Source organism: Actinomycetes bacterium (genome assembly GCA_035506535.1).
GTDB lineage: Bacteria > Actinomycetota > Actinomycetes > DATJPE01 > DATJPE01 > DATJPE01.
Genome location: DATJPE010000029.1, coordinates 73262 through 88381 on the forward strand (window position 1 = coordinate 73262; position 15120 = coordinate 88381).

Annotated in this window: 14 protein-coding genes; 9 read left to right on the plus strand and 5 right to left on the minus strand. The window is 75.1% G+C overall.

Annotated features, from left to right (window positions below):
- The first annotated feature begins 23 nt into the window (after window positions 1-23).
- The 3 genes from VMI11_03860 to VMI11_03870 are packed head-to-tail and all read left to right on the plus strand — an operon-like array spanning window position 24 to window position 6771.
- Window positions 24-320 carry an MGMT family protein gene (locus VMI11_03860; GenBank protein HTY71543.1) on the plus strand — a complete coding sequence of 99 codons (297 nt, stop codon included), beginning with the start codon at window positions 24-26 and terminating at the stop codon, window positions 318-320.
- Window positions 317-3592, plus strand: coding sequence for an ATP-dependent DNA helicase (locus tag VMI11_03865; protein ID HTY71544.1), 3276 nt, complete (start codon window positions 317-319; stop codon window positions 3590-3592). Before VMI11_03860 ends, VMI11_03865 begins: the two co-directional genes overlap by 4 nt.
- Window positions 3589-6771, plus strand: coding sequence for an ATP-dependent DNA helicase (locus VMI11_03870; protein ID HTY71545.1), 3183 nt, complete (start codon window positions 3589-3591; stop codon window positions 6769-6771). Before VMI11_03865 ends, VMI11_03870 begins: the two co-directional genes overlap by 4 nt.
- Here the strand turns inward: VMI11_03870 and VMI11_03875 are convergent.
- A complete protein-coding gene (locus VMI11_03875) occupies window positions 6728-7510 on the minus strand; it encodes an endonuclease/exonuclease/phosphatase family protein (GenBank protein HTY71546.1) in 783 nt (260 codons plus the stop codon). The two genes, VMI11_03870 and VMI11_03875, sit on opposite strands and share 44 nt — an antisense overlap.
- 56 nt (window positions 7511-7566) lie before the next feature.
- On the opposite strand from VMI11_03875, the gene nudC reads away from it, so the two are divergent.
- Entirely contained in the window at window positions 7567-8460 is an 894-nt protein-coding gene (nudC, locus tag VMI11_03880; GenBank protein ID HTY71547.1) for an NAD(+) diphosphatase, read from the plus strand.
- Window positions 8461-8466: 6 nt separating this feature from the next.
- On the opposite strand, the gene VMI11_03885 is transcribed toward nudC, so the two are convergent.
- The gene (locus tag VMI11_03885) at window positions 8467-8709 is read right to left on the minus strand and encodes a mycoredoxin (protein HTY71548.1); all 243 of its coding nucleotides are present in this window, start codon (window positions 8707-8709) and stop codon (window positions 8467-8469) included.
- Between the two features lie 136 nt (window positions 8710-8845).
- Between VMI11_03885 and VMI11_03890 the strand changes: the two genes are divergently transcribed.
- The 5 genes from VMI11_03890 to VMI11_03910 all read left to right on the plus strand — a co-directional run bounded on the left by VMI11_03890 (window position 8846) and on the right by VMI11_03910 (window position 12288).
- Complete coding sequence (locus tag VMI11_03890) at window positions 8846-10945, plus strand: ATP-dependent DNA helicase UvrD2 (protein ID HTY71549.1); 2100 nt, start codon at window positions 8846-8848, stop codon at window positions 10943-10945.
- Window positions 10946-11068: 123 nt separating this feature from the next.
- Window positions 11069-11275 (plus strand): hypothetical protein, encoded by a 207-nt coding sequence (locus VMI11_03895; GenBank protein ID HTY71550.1) that lies wholly within the window; start codon window positions 11069-11071, stop codon window positions 11273-11275.
- Window positions 11276-11441: 166 nt separating this feature from the next.
- Window positions 11442-11729 carry a WhiB family transcriptional regulator gene (locus VMI11_03900; protein HTY71551.1) on the plus strand — a complete coding sequence of 96 codons (288 nt, stop codon included), beginning with the start codon at window positions 11442-11444 and terminating at the stop codon, window positions 11727-11729.
- A gap of 55 nt (window positions 11730-11784) precedes the next feature.
- Window positions 11785-12042: a hypothetical protein gene (locus VMI11_03905; protein HTY71552.1), complete on the plus strand. Its 258-nt coding sequence runs from the start codon at window positions 11785-11787 to the stop codon at window positions 12040-12042.
- Window positions 12043-12147: 105 nt separating this feature from the next.
- Window positions 12148-12288, plus strand: a complete 141-nt coding sequence (locus VMI11_03910) for a hypothetical protein (GenBank protein ID HTY71553.1) — start codon at window positions 12148-12150, stop codon at window positions 12286-12288.
- A 2-nt stretch (window positions 12289-12290) separates the two neighbouring features.
- Here the strand turns inward: VMI11_03910 and VMI11_03915 are convergent, their stop codons facing one another.
- The 3 genes from VMI11_03915 to VMI11_03925 form a co-directional block, all read right to left on the minus strand.
- The gene (locus VMI11_03915) at window positions 12291-13607 is read right to left on the minus strand and encodes an AarF/ABC1/UbiB kinase family protein (GenBank protein ID HTY71554.1); all 1317 of its coding nucleotides are present in this window, start codon (window positions 13605-13607) and stop codon (window positions 12291-12293) included.
- A 10-nt stretch (window positions 13608-13617) separates the two neighbouring features.
- Window positions 13618-14655: a hypothetical protein gene (locus VMI11_03920; GenBank protein HTY71555.1), complete on the minus strand. Its 1038-nt coding sequence runs from the start codon at window positions 14653-14655 to the stop codon at window positions 13618-13620.
- Window positions 14656-14725: 70 nt separating this feature from the next.
- Window positions 14726-14884, minus strand: a complete 159-nt coding sequence (locus VMI11_03925; GenBank protein ID HTY71556.1) for a DUF5679 domain-containing protein — start codon at window positions 14882-14884, stop codon at window positions 14726-14728.
- Between the last annotated feature and the right edge of the window lie 236 nt (window positions 14885-15120).

Sequence of the window (15120 nt, forward strand, 5' to 3'; positions counted from 1 at the left end):
AGGCCCCGGTCAAGATGGGGTCCGTGCCGTCTCCGCTGCCCGCCCACGCCGAACGCGTCCTCGACCTCGTGGAGCGGGTGCCGTCGGGGTCGGTCGTGACCTACGGGGACGTGGCCGAGATGCTCGGTGAGGGCTCCGGACGCACCGTGGGGCGGGTCATGGCCCTCTACGGCGGTGCCGTGCCCTGGTGGCGCGTGGTCCTGGCCAGTGGCCGTCCGGCGCCGGGGCACGAGACAGAGGCCTTGCGGCGGCTTCGCGCCGAAGGGGTCCCGCTGCGCGGCGACCGGATCGTGCTGCGGGACGCTCGTTGGTCCGGGTGAGCGGCCCGGCGCCGACGTACCGACTGGTCGCCGCTCCTGCGAGCACGCCCGCGCCGGTGCGGCTCGACCCGGCGCAGCGGGCGGTCGTCGAGGTGGTCTCGCGCCGAGGCTGCGGACCGGTGCTGCTGCTTGCGGGACCGGGGACGGGCAAGACCACGACGCTTGTCGAGGCCGTCGCGCAGCGGGTGGAACGGGGATGCTCCCCCGACCGGGTGCTCACGCTCACCTTCAGCCGCAGGGCGGCGTCGGAGCTACGGAGGAGGCTCACCCTGCGGCTGGGCCGTGCCCTGTCCGTGCAGCCGGCCTGGACCTTCCATGCCTTCGCGCTCTCGCTGGTGGCCGCGTCCCGGGCAGCCGAGGATGCGGGGCGTCCGTTGCGCCTGCTCTCGGCACCGGAGCAGGACGTGGTGGTGCGCGAGCTCCTGCTCGGGGACCGGGTGGACGGCCGTCGTGACTGGCCCGAGGAGCTCGTGCTCGCCCTCGGGACCCGCGGGTTCGCCGATGAGGTGCGCACGTTGCTGGCCCGCGCCCGCAGCTTCGGCCTGGAGCCTCCGGACCTGGCCGCCCTCGCGAGGGCGGCCGGCCGGTCGGACTGGTCGGCGAGCGCGCGTTTCCTCGACGACTACCTCACCGTCCTCGACGACCTCGGGGCCGTCGACTACGCCGAGCTGGTGCACCGGGCCGCCGTCCATGCGGAGGGCGAGGTGGCGCGCCACGCCCTGCGTGACCGCTTCGACCTGGTCGTCGTCGATGAGTACCAGGACACCGACCCTGGCCAGGAGCGGCTGCTCCGGGCGCTCGCCGGCGACGGTCGGGACCTGCTCGCCGTGGGAGACCCGGACCAGTCCATCTACGCCTTCCGCGGGGCGGACGTACGCGGCCTGCTCGACTTCCGCGACCGCTTCCGGGGCGTCGACGGTTCCCCTGCCCGGGTGCTCACGCTGAACGTCTCACGGCGAGCGGGCCGCACCCTGCTCACGGCCTCCCGCCGCCTCGCCGTGGCCATGCCCCTTGCGGGAGCCGGCCTGTCCATGCCGCTGCGCGAGCACCGTGCGCTGCGGCCGGGGCCGGACACGCCCGACGGTGCCGTCGAGGTCTGCACCTTCCCGAGCGCCGCTGCGCAGCTGGAGGCGGTGGGTGACCTGCTGCGTCGCGAGCACCTGGACGCGGGGACCCCTTGGGGGTCGATGGCGGTGCTCGTCCGCTCAGGCGCTCGCTCGATACCCCTGGCCCAGCGCGTCCTGGGCGGCGTAGGGGTCCCGATCGAGGTCGCCGGTGATGAGCTGCCGCTGGTGCGCGAAGCCGCCGTTGCACCGCTGCTGCTCGCGCTGCGCGTGATCACCGATCCCGCTGCGCTCACCCAGGAGGCGGCGCGCGCGTTGCTGCTCTCCCCCCTCGGGGCGCTCGACGCCTCCGGGTTGCGCCGGCTCGGCCGGCGCCTGCGCGCCCGGGAGCGCACGCGGGGCGCGGTGCTCCCGCGACCGAGCGCGGAGCTCGTGCGCGAGGCGCTGGCCCAGCCGTCGCTGCTCGGGTCGCCGGCCACGGTGGCGGAGGTGCCCGAGAGCCGGCGCCCCGAGATGGCGCACAGGCCCGCCGACCCGGCGGTGTCAGCTGCGCGTGCGCTCGGCGAGCTGCTGCACTCGGCGAGGGAGCTCGCCGACCGTGGTGCCTCGACCCACGAGGTCCTGTGGCACCTGTGGGACTCCACGGCCTGGCCGCGCCGCCTCGAGCGCCAGTCGCTCCTGGGGGGGCGCGAGGGTCATGCGGCGGACCGCGACCTGGACGCCGTGGTCGCTCTCTTCGACGCCGCGGCGCGAGACGAGGAGCGTGGCCCACGCCGCGCGATCGCCGCCTTCCTGGACGAGCTCACTGCCCAGCAGATCCCGGCCGACACCTTGGCGGAGCGCGGCACCCGTGGCGATGCGGTTCGCCTGCTGACCGCCCATCGCAGCAAGGGGCTGGAGTGGGACGTCGTCGTCGTCTGCGACGTGCAGGAGGACAGCTGGCCCGACCTGCGCAGGCGCGCGTCGGTGCTCGAGGCCGACCGGCTCGACCGCTTCGGCCTGGTGCCGCCGCCCTCTCGCGGGGAGCTGCTCGCGGAGGAGCGCCGCCTGTTCTACGTGGCGGTGACGCGCGCCCGGCGCCGGCTCGTGGTGACCGCCGTGGACTCCCCCGAGGACGACGGCTCCCGCCCCTCCCGCTTCCTCGCCGAGCTCGGGACCGCGGTCGAGGCTCGCACCGAGGACGCCAGCCGTCGCCCGCTGACCCTGAGCGCCCTGGTGCGCGAGCTTCGCCAGGTGGTCACCGACCCGGCGGCGGACAGCGCGCTGCGCTCGGCCGCCGCGGCGCGGTTGGCCCGGTTGGCCGCCGCCCGCGCCCCGGACGGCACGCCGTTGGTCCCCGCGGCCCACCCGGACCGTTGGTGGGGCTTGGAAGAGCTCAGCGTGGCCGCAATCCCGCTCTTCGCGCCTGAGGAGGCGCTCGTCCTGTCGGCCTCCTCCCTCACCGGGATCACCGACTGCCGGCTGCGCTGGTTCCTCGACCACGAGGTCGGGGGCCGCGAGGCCCGCGGCGCCGCCCTGGGGTTCGGCTCGGTGGTCCATGCCCTCGCCGACGCCGTCGAGCGTGGCGACGCCGAGCCCGATGCCGAGGCGCTCTCCGCTCGCCTCGACCGCGTCTGGGACCGGCTCGCCTTCGAGGCGGCCTGGCAATCCGAGAGCCAGCGGACGCAGGCGGTCGAGGCGCTACGCCGGTTCCTCGCCTGGCGGCGTGGCGTCGCGGCCCACGGTCGCCGGCTCGTGGGTTCGGAGGTCCGCTTCGAGGTGACGGTCCCGGTCGGCGACCGGGCGGTGACGCTGCGCGGGTCGATGGACCGCGTCGAGCTCGACGCTGATGGCGCGGTGGTCGTCGTGGACCTCAAGACGGGCCGCACTCCGCCGACCCAGCGCGAAGTCGACGAGCATCCGCAGCTGGGGCTCTACCAGCTCGCGGTGCGCGCGGGCGCCCTGGACTGTTTGCCCGAGGCCGCGGGCCGCCCGCCGGGGGGAGCCGAGCTGGTGCATCTTCGCGAGGACCGGCGGGGGCTTCCGTACGTCCAACGTCAGCCGGCGCCCGCCGCGGACGCTCCGGTCCCCGTCGAGGAGCTGCTCGAGTCGGCGGTGGCGGCGCTGGTCACGGAGGACTTCGCGCCGACGCCCGGGCCGCGGTGCGGGCGCTGCCAGTACCGCACGGCGTGTCCGGCACTGCCGGAGGGGCGGGGGCTGCTTCCGTGAGCCCGCCGAGCCTGGACCGGCCCGAGGGGTTGCGCGAGCTCCTCGGCGTGGCGCTGACCGAGGAGCAGCTCGCGGCGGCCACCGCGCCGCTGGAGCCGGCCGTCGTGGTGGCGGGCGCGGGATCGGGGAAGACGTCGGTGATGGCCGCACGGGTCGTCTGGCTGGTCGGCACGGGTCAGGCCCGCCCTGAGGAGGTGCTCGGGCTGACCTTCACGAACAAGGCCGCCGCCGAGCTGGCCCACCGGCTGCGGACGGCGCTGGCGCGGGCGGGCGTGGATGAGTCCGAGGGCTGGCCCACCGTCGCCACCTACCACGCCTACGCCGGTCGGCTGCTGCGCGAGCACGGACTGCGCATCGGCATCGAGCCCCAGGCGACCCTGCTCGCCGACGCGACGCGCTTCCAGCTGGCCGAACGGGTCCTGCGGCGGGCGCGAGGCCCCTACCGCGAGCTCGACACCACCGTCGCCACCCTCGTGGGCGACGTGGTCGCCCTCGAGGCCGAGCTGTCGGAGCACCTCGTCTCGACCGGGGAGCTGCGCGACCACGACACGGCCCTGCTGGACCGCCTGTCCGCCGTGCCGCGTCCCGCGGCGGCGGTGCGGGAGGCGGCGCGCGCCGCGCGCAAGCGCCGGGAGCTCTCCGACGTCGTCGACGCGCTACGGACCGAGAAGGCCGAACGCGCGCTGCTGGACTTCGGTGACCAGCTCCGGTGGGCCACGCGGCTGGCCGCCGAGCAGCCGGCCGTCGGCGCCACCGAGCGGGAGTGCTTCCGGGTGGTGCTCCTCGACGAGTACCAGGACACCTCGGTGGCGCAGCGCGTCCTGCTCACCTCCCTGTTCGCCGTCGCGGGCCACCCCGTGACCGCCGTCGGGGACCCGTGCCAGGCCATCTACGGCTGGCGCGGCGCCAGCGTCGCGAACATCGACGCCTTCCCCGCCCACTTCCGCCGTGGCGACGGGTCACCCGCCCGCCGCTACGTGCTGACCCAGAACAACCGGTCCGGTGGCCACCTGCTCGCGCTGGCCAACGATCTGTCCCGGCCGCTGCGGGCCCGCCACGCCGCGGTCCCCGAGCTGCACAGCCGGCCCGGCGCCGAGGCGAACGGGTGGGTCCACTGCGCGCTGATGGAGACCGCCGAGGACGAGGTCGCCTGGGTGGCCGAGCAGATCGCCGGCCTGTTGGCCGGGGGCGAGCACCGCCCCCGCGACGTGGCGGTCCTGCTCCGCGCGCGCTCGGGGTTCGCCGCCCTCCATGCGGCGCTCACCGCCCGGGGGGTCCCGGTCGAGGTCGTGGGGCTGGGTGGCCTGCTCCAGCTGCCCGAGGTGGCCGATCTGGTCGCGACCCTGCGGGTGCTCGACGAGCCCACTGAGAACGCGGCCCTGCTGCGCCTGCTGACCGGTCCGCGATGGCGGATCGGCCCACGCGACCTGGCGCTGCTCGGCCGCCGCGCCTCGGCCCTGGTGGGTGTCGCTGGGTCGGGGGGCCGGACCGGCGAGCTCGAGGAGGCGGCGGCGCTCGAACGCTCCCTCGAAGAGGCGGTCGCGGGGGTCGACCCGGCCGAGGTGGTCAGCCTCTGCGAGGCGCTGGAGCACCCAGGGGCAGCGGCGTACTCGCCACAGGCGCGGGCCCGCTTCACCCGCCTGGCGGCCGAGCTGCGCGAGCTGCGGGCACACCTCGGCGAACCGTTGGTCGACCTCGTTCGGCGGGTCCTCGCGGTGACCGGGCTGGAGGTCGAGGCCTCGCGTGCGTCCGGACTGGGCGCCTTCGTCGAGCACGCGGCCGGCTTCGCCGACCTCGACGGTGACCCCAGCGTGCGTGCCTTCCTCGCCTTTCTCGACGCGGCCGAGGACTTCGACCAGGGCCTGGACACGACGGCGGCGTCGGACCAGGACAGCGTGAAGGTCATGACGGTGCACAAGGCCAAGGGCCTCGAGTGGCCGGTCGTGGTGGTCCCCGACCTCACCGCCGGTGTCTTCCCCGCGACCCGAGGCCGGCCGCGCTGGACCCGCTCGGCCAAGACGCTCCCGAACCGGCTGCGCGGCGACGCCGAGGACTACCCGGAAGTGCGGGAGTGGTCCGGCAGCGGGCTGGCGGACTTCGACCGAGCCTGCCGCGACCTCGACGCTGTCGAGGAGCGCCGGCTGGCCTACGTCGCTGCCACTCGGGCCAAGGACCTCCTGCTGGCCAGCTCCCACTGGTGGGGACCCACGCAGGCGCGTCCGCGCGGGCCGTCGCAGTTCCTGCGCGCCATCAAGGAGCACTGCGACGCCGGCTTCGGGACGGTGGCGCGGTGGGCCGAGGAGCCGGTGCACGAGCGCAACCCGGGTCTGGAGCCGACCCACGTCCACGAATGGCCGCCACCCCTGGACCCCGCGGCGCTGGTGGCTCGCCGGGAGGGGGCGGACCTGGTCCGTGCCGCTCTCATCGAGGCCGGGGCCGTCGCATCCCAGCTCGACCTGCTGCCGGTGGAGTCCTCGGGGCTGGGCGAGGCGCAGCTGTCCCTGGTCGCGGCGTGGGACAGTGATCTCGCGTCCCTGCTGGAGGAGGAGGCGGCCCGGCGGGCCGCCGTACGCGAGGTCGCCCTCCCGGATGCGCTCTCCGCGTCCGCGGTCGTGCGCCTGGTGGCCGACCCCGACGGCCTGGCGCGCGACCTGGCCCGTCCGATGCCCCGCCCGCCGGCCGACGCGGCGAGCCGGGGGACCCGCTTCCACGCGTGGGTCGAGGCGCACTTCGGGAGCCACGCGCTCATCGACCGCACCGACCTGACGGGGGCCGCCGACGCGCAAGTCGACGCCGAGGCCGACCTCGCGCAGCTGAAGGAGGCGTTCCTGCGCGGCCCGTACGCGTCGCGGGTACCCCTGCACGTCGAGGCACCGTTCCAGCTGGTGCTCGGTGGCCGGGTCGTGCGGGGTCGCATCGACGCGGTCTACGTGACCGAGGACGGTTTCGACGTGGTCGACTGGAAGACCGGGCGCCGGCCCGCGGACCCGCTGCAGCTGGCGCTCTACCGCGCCGCGTGGGCGCGCGTCGCCGGCGTGCCGGAGGAGCGCGTGGGCGCCGCCTTCTACGATGTGCTGAGCGGGCGCGTCGTACGCCCGGACCGCCTGCCCGGCGGGGAGGAGCTCGCCGAGCTCCTCAGTCCGTCTCGAGCCACACGCGCATCGCGCAGTGGTCGCTGACCGGCAGGCGCAGCACCTCGGCGTGGTGACCAACGCCCGGCGGCAGCCCGTGCGCCAAGACGTGGTCGAACTGGACGCGGGGCGAGAACGACGGGTACGTGGCACCGCCGCCGAGCTCGCGCCACCCCGTCGCGAGGCTCGGCAGCCGGCCCGGCAGGTTGAGGTCGCCGAGCAGCAGCACCGGGGCCGGCATGCGGGCCACCCATCGCGCCACGCTGCGCAGCTGGCGCAGGTTCACCCCGGGCACGAACGACAGATGGGTCCCGACCACGGTGAAGGGCCCGTGCGGCCCGTCGACCAGCGCGGCCAGGGCGACCCGGGGCTCGTCCTCGACGACCATGAGGCGTGGCCGGGGACGGTCTGGCACCAGCAGCGGCATCGGAAGACGGGCCGGCGGGAAGCGGCGCAGCCACCAGCGCCGCACCGGGAGCCGGGAGACCAGCCCGATCCCGTACGCCGGCCCGGTCACCGCCTCCCCGGCTGCGGAGGTCGCGGCTGTCCACGCGTCCCCGGGGGTCCCCAGGACCGCCGGTGCGAAGCAGAAGCTCCGGGCGCCGAGCTCCTCGGCGACGAGCGCGGTCTGGTCGACCCCGCCGGACCGCTCCTGGCCCAGGTCGACCTCCTGCAGCGCCAGGAGGTCGACGTCGAGGGTCCGCGCCGCGGCGCGCAGCGCGTCGGCGCGGACCGACCCGTCGTCCAGGGCCAGCCCGTGCAAGAGGTTGAAGGTCGCCACGCGCATGATCAGGACACGCTACGCACCGGTGCCGGCGCCCGCCCGCCGGTAGCGTCGCGTCCGTGCTCGACGGGCTGGCGCTGGCTCGCGCGACGATGGACCGCGCCGGGGAGCGGTGGACCGACGAGGCGTGGATCGCCCAGCGACTCACCGATCCGCGGACCCGCGCCCTTCGGGTGCACGACGGCCGCGTACCGGTGCGCGACTCGCGCCTGGCCCTCGTCCCGGTCACGTCGGCCGGCCCGGGCACGACGTTCCTGCTCGGCGTCGACGAGGACGACGTCGCCTACGTCGGCGTGCTCACGGAGTCCGCGATCGAGGAGGCCGACGGGGTCCAGGCGCTCGACCTGCGCGCGGTGGGCAGCGTGCTGGACGACCGCGAGGTCGGCCTCGTCGTGCACGCCGTCGCGCTCGGCCACTGGCACGCCACCCATGCGTGCTGCGCACGGTGCGGCCAGCCGACCGAGGTGATCCACGGCGGGCACGTGCGACGTTGCCCGAGCTGTGGCGCCGAGCACTACCCGCGGACCGATCCGGCCATCATCGTGCTGGTCACCGACGCGCAGGGCCGAGCCCTGCTCGGGCACAACCCGCGCTGGCCGGACAGGCGCTTCAGCACGCTGGCCGGCTTCGTCGAGCCCGGGGAGTCGGCGGAGATGGCCGTCGCGCGGGAGGTGTCGGAGGAGGCGGGCGTCGAGGTGACCGAGGTGAGCTACCTGGGCAGCCAGCCGTGGCCCTTCCCCCACTCGCTGATGCTCGGCTTCACCGCGCGGGCGCTGGCCCCGGCCACGGTTCACGTGGACGGGGTGGAGATCACCGAGGCTCGCTGGTTCAGCCGCGAGGAGCTGGCCGAGGCGCTGGCGCGCGGCGAGGTGCTCATCCCGCCGGGCATCTCGATCGCCCGGCGCCTGATCGAGCACTGGTACGGCGGGCCGCTCCCGGGCGGGCGGCGGTGATCCGTCTCAAGCGCTGATGCGCTGGCGCACCTGGGCGAGGCTCGGGTTGGTCAGCGCGCTGCCGTCGGGGAAGGTGACGGTGGGGACGGTCTCGGTGCCGTGGTTGACCGACCGGACATACGCCGCGGCGTCGGGGTGCTGCTCGATGTCGACCACGGTGTAGGCGATGCCCTCCCGGTCCAGCTGCCCCAGCAACCGGTGGCAGTATCCGCACCAGGGAGTGCTGTACACGGTGATCGGGGCGGTCATCGGGCGTCCTGTTCGGGTCGTCGTGACGGGGGGCCGGGAAGTCGTTGACAGTTGTAGCACCCGGCAGCGACAACGTGGCCGGGTCCTCCAGTCTTCCCGCGACCGGGCTGTCGTGGCCTCTTGCCAGGATGGAGGGGTGGATCCCGACGCGTTGCTGGGCGGACTCGACGCCGAGCAGCGCGAGGTGGCGACCGCCCTGCGGGGGCCGGTGTGCGTGCTGGCCGGCGCAGGAACCGGCAAGACCCGTGCGATCACCCACCGGCTGGCCTATGGCGTCGCGTCGGGGGCCTGGGACCCGCGGTCGGTGCTCGCGGTGACGTTCACCGCCCGAGCCGCGGGGGAGATGCGCGGTCGCTTGCGCGAGCTCGGTGTGTCCGGTGTCCAGGCGCGGACCTTCCATGCGGCGGCGCTGCGCCAGCTCACCTACTTCTGGCCGCGGGTGGTCGGAGGGGACCCGCCCCGGATCGCCGGGTCCAAGGTCGCGCTGGTGCGCGAGGCGGCGGGACGGCTGCGACTGGCGCCGGCACCGACCGCGCTTCGTGACCTCGCGGGCGAGATCGAGTGGGCGAAGGTGACCCGGACCGCGCCCACGGGCTACGTCGCCGCAGCGCACGCGGGCGACCGCGGCCTGCCGGGCGGCTACGACCTGGAGGCGGTGGCACGGGTCTACGCCGGCTATGAGGAGGCCAAGCGGGCGGCCGGCCTGATCGACTTCGAGGACGTCCTCCTGCTCACGGTCGCCACGTTGGAGGAGCGGCCCGACGTGGCCGAGGAGGTCCGGGCCGTGTACCGCCGCCTCACCGTCGATGAGTACCAGGACGTCAACCCCCTGCAGCAGGCTCTGCTCGAGCTCTGGCTCGGCGGGCGCGAGGAGCTGTGCGTGGTGGGCGACCCCGGCCAGACCATCTACTCCTTCACCGGGGCCACGCCGGGCTACCTGCTCGGCTTCACCCGGCGCTGGCCGACGGCCCGAGTGATCAAGCTCGAGCGCGACTACCGGTCCACCCCCCAGATCGTCGACCTCGCCAACCGCCTGCTGGCGCGGGCGGGCGGATCGGGTGCGGCGCGCCTCGAACTGCGGGCGCAGCGGGCGCCGGGCCCCGAGCCGACCTACACCGGCTTCGACGACGAGCCGGCGGAGGCGGCGGCCGTGACCCAGCGGATCAGGGCCCTGATCGCCGCCGGGACGCCCGCCGCCGAGATCGCGGTGCTGTTCCGGGTCAACGCCCAGTCCGAGGTCTACGAGGCGGCGCTCGCGGCTGCGTCCGTGCCCTACGTGCTGCGCGGCGTCGAACGCTTCTTCGAACGCCGCGAGGTCGTGCAGGCCGTGGTGCTGCTGCGCGGCGCGGCTCGGGTGGCCGAGACCACCGGGGACGACCGCCCGCTCGCCGAGGAGGTGGCCCAGGTCCTGTCCGGGATGGGCTGGGACCCGGAGGTCACCCCCGCCGGCGGCGCGAGCCGGGAGCGGTGGGAGTCGCTGGCCGCGCTGGCCCAGCTCGCCGAGGAGCTGAGCGCGCGCGACCCCGGCGCCGGGCTGCGGGAGCTGGTCGTCGAGCTGGACGAGCGAGCGGCCGCTCAGCACGCGCCGACCGTCCCGGGGGTGACCCTGGCCTCCCTGCATGCCGCCAAGGGTCTGGAGTGGGACGCGGTGTTCCTCGTTGGGCTCGTCGACGGGACGTTGCCGATCGTCCACGCGGTCACGGCGGAGGCGGTGGAGGAGGAGCGTCGCCTCCTCTATGTCGGGGTCACCCGGGCTCGCGTGCACCTCGCGCTCTCCTGGGCGTTGGTGCGCAGCCCCGGCGGCAGCCGCAGCCGCCGGCCCTCCCGCTTCCTCGAGGGGGTCCGGCCGGCGTCGTCGGGACCCGGGCCGGCGGTGCGGGGCAGGCCGGGAGCGCGACGGGCCGAGGTCCGCTGCCACGCCTGCGGGCGCCTGCTGGTGAGCGCCACCGACCGCAAGCGCGGCCGCTGCGAGGGCTGCCCGCCGGCCTACGACGAGGACCTCTACGCGCGGCTGAAGTCCTGGCGGCTCGAGCGGGCTCGGGCCGACTCCGTCCCGGCGTACGTGGTGCTGACCGACGCGACCCTCGAGGCGGTGGCCAGCCGCCGCCCCGAGGACGTCGCGAGCCTGGCCGCGATCCCCGGCATCGGGGCGGCCAAGCTCGAGCGCTACGGGAGCGCGCTGCTCGCGATGGTGGCCGGGCGTCCGGCGCCCGCGCCGGAGGTCACGGAAGGGTAACGGTCTTCGACCGACCGCGATAAATGGTTTGCCTGGCCCCACCGGCGTTCCCTACCGTGCTCGGACCGGGTCTCGTCCGCCCGGCCGGCCGCCGCAGCAACGGCGCCGGGACCGACCCAGGAGGTGAGCGTCACGATGGAGACCACGTACCGCACGTCGACCAGCGCGACGTCGTTCCTCCGCGCTCGCATGTCCGTCCGGCCCCTCACGGGTGGCCGGACCAGCGTCGTGCTGTTGCCCGCCGACCAGATCGGCACCACGGGTGTCGTGCGTCCGCACGCGACCGTGGCCGATGAGTTCGACCTCCGCACCTGGAGTCCGCCGGTTTGACCGACCAGACCGGCAGCCCTCCAGGCCGCGGAACCCGACACCCGGGATCCGCGGCCTCTTTGTTTCCCCCGGACGCACCGACCGGTCGTCCGGGCCGCACGACCCCGTCCGACCCGACGACGGGGCGCGCCGTCAAGGCGCGGTGAGGTCCTTTGGAGGTGACACCGTGCTGCTCTCGACCCTCGTCCACGAGACCCCCGGGGCCGACGCGCTCGGTGAGCTGTTGCCCTGCCGGTCCTACGACCCGGAGCTGTTCTTCGCCGAGTCGCCGGAGGACGTCGAGTACGCCAAGTCCCTGTGCACCGCGTGCCCCGTCCGCTCCGCCTGCCTCGCGGGCGCGCTCGAGCGGCAGGAGCCGTGGGGTGTCTGGGGTGGCGAGCTGTTCGTCCAGGGCGTCGTGGTCCCGCGCAAGCGGCCCCGCGGCCGTCCCCGCAAGAACGAGGTCGCGGCCTAGCGCCGTCCTCTTCGACGGGTCCAGCCGGATCCGATCGCGTCCCCGAGGAGTCCTGTTGCCCATCCAGTCCCCGTCCGACATCGCCGACGGCCCCGACCTGGTGCCGTCACCGTCCGTCCCGAGGAGTTTCGCCATGTTCAACGCGAGTCTGCTGCCCGAGCACCTGGCTCGGTCACGACATTCCGACCTCCTGCAGGAGGCCGAGCGCTCCCGCCTGGCCCGCCGTCACCTGGCGCGTCATCGGCTGCGGCGCAAGGCGCTGCGGGCCGAGCGCGCTGCGCTGCGGGCCCGTCTCGCCCTCGCATCGCTGTGAGCGCGTCGACATCGCTCCACCCACCGCGCCCCGCCCCCCGGTCGTAGGCTGCTCGCCGGATCGAGGGGGTGGGGCGCTGTGGTGACCTGCTCGTGGTGCGGCCAGGTGGCCGACCCGCCGGACGAGGCGCCCGTCGACTGGGTCGTCGAGCGCTCCCCGGGTGCACCGCAACGGCAGTACTGCCCCGCGTGCGCCCGCGAGCACGTGCGGTCCATCGAGGCGAAGCTCGACGCCGAGCACTGGTGAGGCTAGGGCGCTCCCGCGAAGCCGGGCAGCCAGCGTTCCAGGGTCGCGCGGACCTCGACCTCGGCGCCCAGCTGGCACAGCACCCCGACCCCGCCCAGCCACACCCGGTGGACCAGCAGGTACTCGGGCGGGAGGTTGAGCTTCAGCCCGGTCGCGAAGTTCTCCCGCCTCGGGTCGTTGATCCGCTGGAACTGCGCACGCATCCACGAGCGCGTGAAGCGGAAGCGCTCATGCTCGGCCGGCTCGACGAAGGGCGCCAGATAGGCCAGCACCTGCTCGGGGTCGACGCGGGTGCTCTGACGGATGAACCCCTGCTCTCGCAGGCCGTCGACGACGGTCTGCGCGTCGCCTCGCATCGCCGTGCGCAGCAGGATCCCGATCGAGTCGGGCAGGCCGTTCGGGAGGCGGGCGACGGCGCCGTAGTCCAGCACGCCGAGCCGGCCGTCGGGGAGCATGCGGTAGTTGCCAGGGTGCGGGTCGGCGTGCAGCAGGCCCACGCGCGCCGGAGACGCGAACAGGAAGTACACGTAGGCGGAGCCGGCCGCGTCCCGCTCCTCCTGCGTCCCCGAGGCGATGATGTCGGAGAGTGGCCGTCCCTCCATCCAGCCGGTCACGAGCACATGGCGGGACCCGGCGAGCACGTGTGGGACGGCGACCCGCTCGTCGCCCTCGTAGGCGGCGGCGAAGGCCTCCTGAGCCTGCTTCTCCAGGGAGTAGTCGAGCTCCTCGACCATGCGCTCGCGCAACTCCTCCACCAGGGCGCGCGCGTCGACGCCGGGCATCAGTGCCCCGAGCATCCGGCCCATCCGGGCGACCTGGTTGAGGTCGGCGGTGAGGGCCTTCTCGGCCCCGGGGTACTGGATCTTCACCGCCACCGGCGTGCCGTCCTTCCAGACCGCACGGTGGACCTGCCCGATCGAGGCGGCCGCGGCCGGGGTGTCGTCGAAGGAGGCGAACCGGCGGCGCCACTGCCGTCCGAAGGACTCCGCGAGCACCGCGTGGACCGCCTTGGCCGGCAACGGCGGGGCCGCCTCCTGCAGCTTGGTGAGCGTGGCGCGGTAGGGGGCGGCGAGCTCCTCGGGGAGCGCGGCTTCGAAGATGCTCATGGCTTGGCCGAACTTCATCGCCCCGCCCTTGAGCTCCCCGAGCACGCGGAAGACCTGCTCGGCCGTGCGCTGCTGGATCTCGGCCGCCACGATCTCGGCCGGACGGCCGCCCACCCGCTTGCCGAAGCCCACGGCGGTGCGCCCCGCGAAGCCGATCGGCAGCGCCGCGAGCTTGGCGGTCCGGGTCACCGCGCGCTTGGGAACCTCGGTCACGGATCCATTCTCAGTGCTGTCCGCCCCATTGACACCCGCAGGCCGGGTGGAACCCGTAAGCCCGCTGGCTGGGCGTTGGCTCCCCGGCCCCGAACACCCACACGAGGGCAGGCCCCGGCCCGGGGACGGCGCCGGCGTCCAGCTGGTCCAGCACCAGACGGGCGGCCAGTGCCGCGGCGGCCGTCGCCAGGACCACGTCGCAGGGCGCGGTGGGCGCCGGGGGGCTCGACAGCTGGGCCATCAGCCGTGGCCAGCCACCGTCGAAGTCGGCGAGGTGGAGGTCGACGCAGCGTCGGCAGGGGCTGCGGCCCGGCCGGACCAGCGGGCCGACCACGGCTCCCCCGCCCAGCGTCGTCACCGCCAGGTGGGTGGCCCCCTGAGCACTCAGCTGAGCGTGCCGGGCCGGCCGGAGGACCTCCTCGTCGGCCAGGACGGTGACCGCGGCCGGACCCGCGTCCGGCCGGGTGGCCGGCGCGCTGCGTCGTACCGCCGCGAGGGCGGCCTCCGCGCGCGGGCTGCCCAGCGCGTCCACCCCGGGCCCGCACGGCCCGAGGTCGGCGGCCGACAGCGGCCGAGGGTCATCGATCCGGACCTGGCCCACCCCGGCCGCGGCCACCAGGGCCGCGACGGCCGCGCCGAGGCGACCCCCGCCCTCCACGACCACCGAGGCCTGCCGCCGCCGGGCCAGCGCGGCGTGCGCGCCCCCCGGGTCCCGGCGCGCCAGGGACAGCGCGGCCAGGTCTGGCGCGAGCCGATCCCGGTCGAGGTCGCCCAGGCCGCCCGTCCGGGTCAGGTCGGCGTCCTCGAGCATCCCCAGGCCGGCCAGCTGGTCGAGCATGTCGGCGACGTGCGAGGGGTCCAGTCCCCACCCGGCGGCACGCTGGAGCACCTCCTCGCGGGTGGCCGTCCCGTCCAGGCCCAGCAACAGGCGGGCCTGCGGCGGCGCCAGGTCCTGCAGGATGAGCGCCCGCCCGGGGTCCACGCCCAGCTGCAGGCTCGAGGAGTCACGCCACAGGCGACGAAGCGCCGGCTTGAGCAGGGGTCGCACGCGCCCAGCATGCGACCGCGGCCCTGTGGACGGTCCGTGCCGTCCCCAGAGCCGCGGTGCTAGCCGGGCGTCAGGCCTTGCCGAGGATCCGGTTGAGCTTGGTCCCGCAGACCGGGCAGATGCCCTGGGCCATCCGGCGACCGGACTCGCTCACCTTGATCTCGCCCGTGAAGTTGCGCTTCTCCTTGCACTTCACGCAGTACGCCTCGCCGGTGTAGCTCTCGGCCATGGGTCCTCCTGATGTCGATCGATCTCGCTCGATGTCGTGTCGGCCTGGTCTCGCGGCCTCGTGTCACATCCGGCTTGTCAGGTCCGGCTGGTCAGGTCTGGCTTATCAGGTCCGGCTGGCACAAACCCGGTCCCTCCGGCCGCGCCCCGGGCGTTCCGGCTCGCAGGCTCCCGGTCCCGAGGGGGCTGGGACCGGCGGCCGGACCGGCGCTCAGCGTACGTCACCGCGGGGCGACC

What these genes read in the sequence shown, in the direction of transcription:
- VMI11_03875 (HTY71546.1), bottom strand. Translation starts at nt 7,510, where the DNA reads ATGCGCGTGGCGACCTTCAACCTCTTGCACGGGCTGGCCCTGGACGAC.
- VMI11_03925 (HTY71556.1), bottom strand. Translation starts at nt 14,884, where the DNA reads ATGGCCGAGAGCTACACCGGCGAGGCGTACTGCGTGAAGTGCAAGGAG.
- VMI11_03885 (HTY71548.1), bottom strand. Translation starts at nt 8,709, where the DNA reads ATGACCGCCCCGATCACCGTGTACAGCACTCCCTGGTGCGGATACTGC.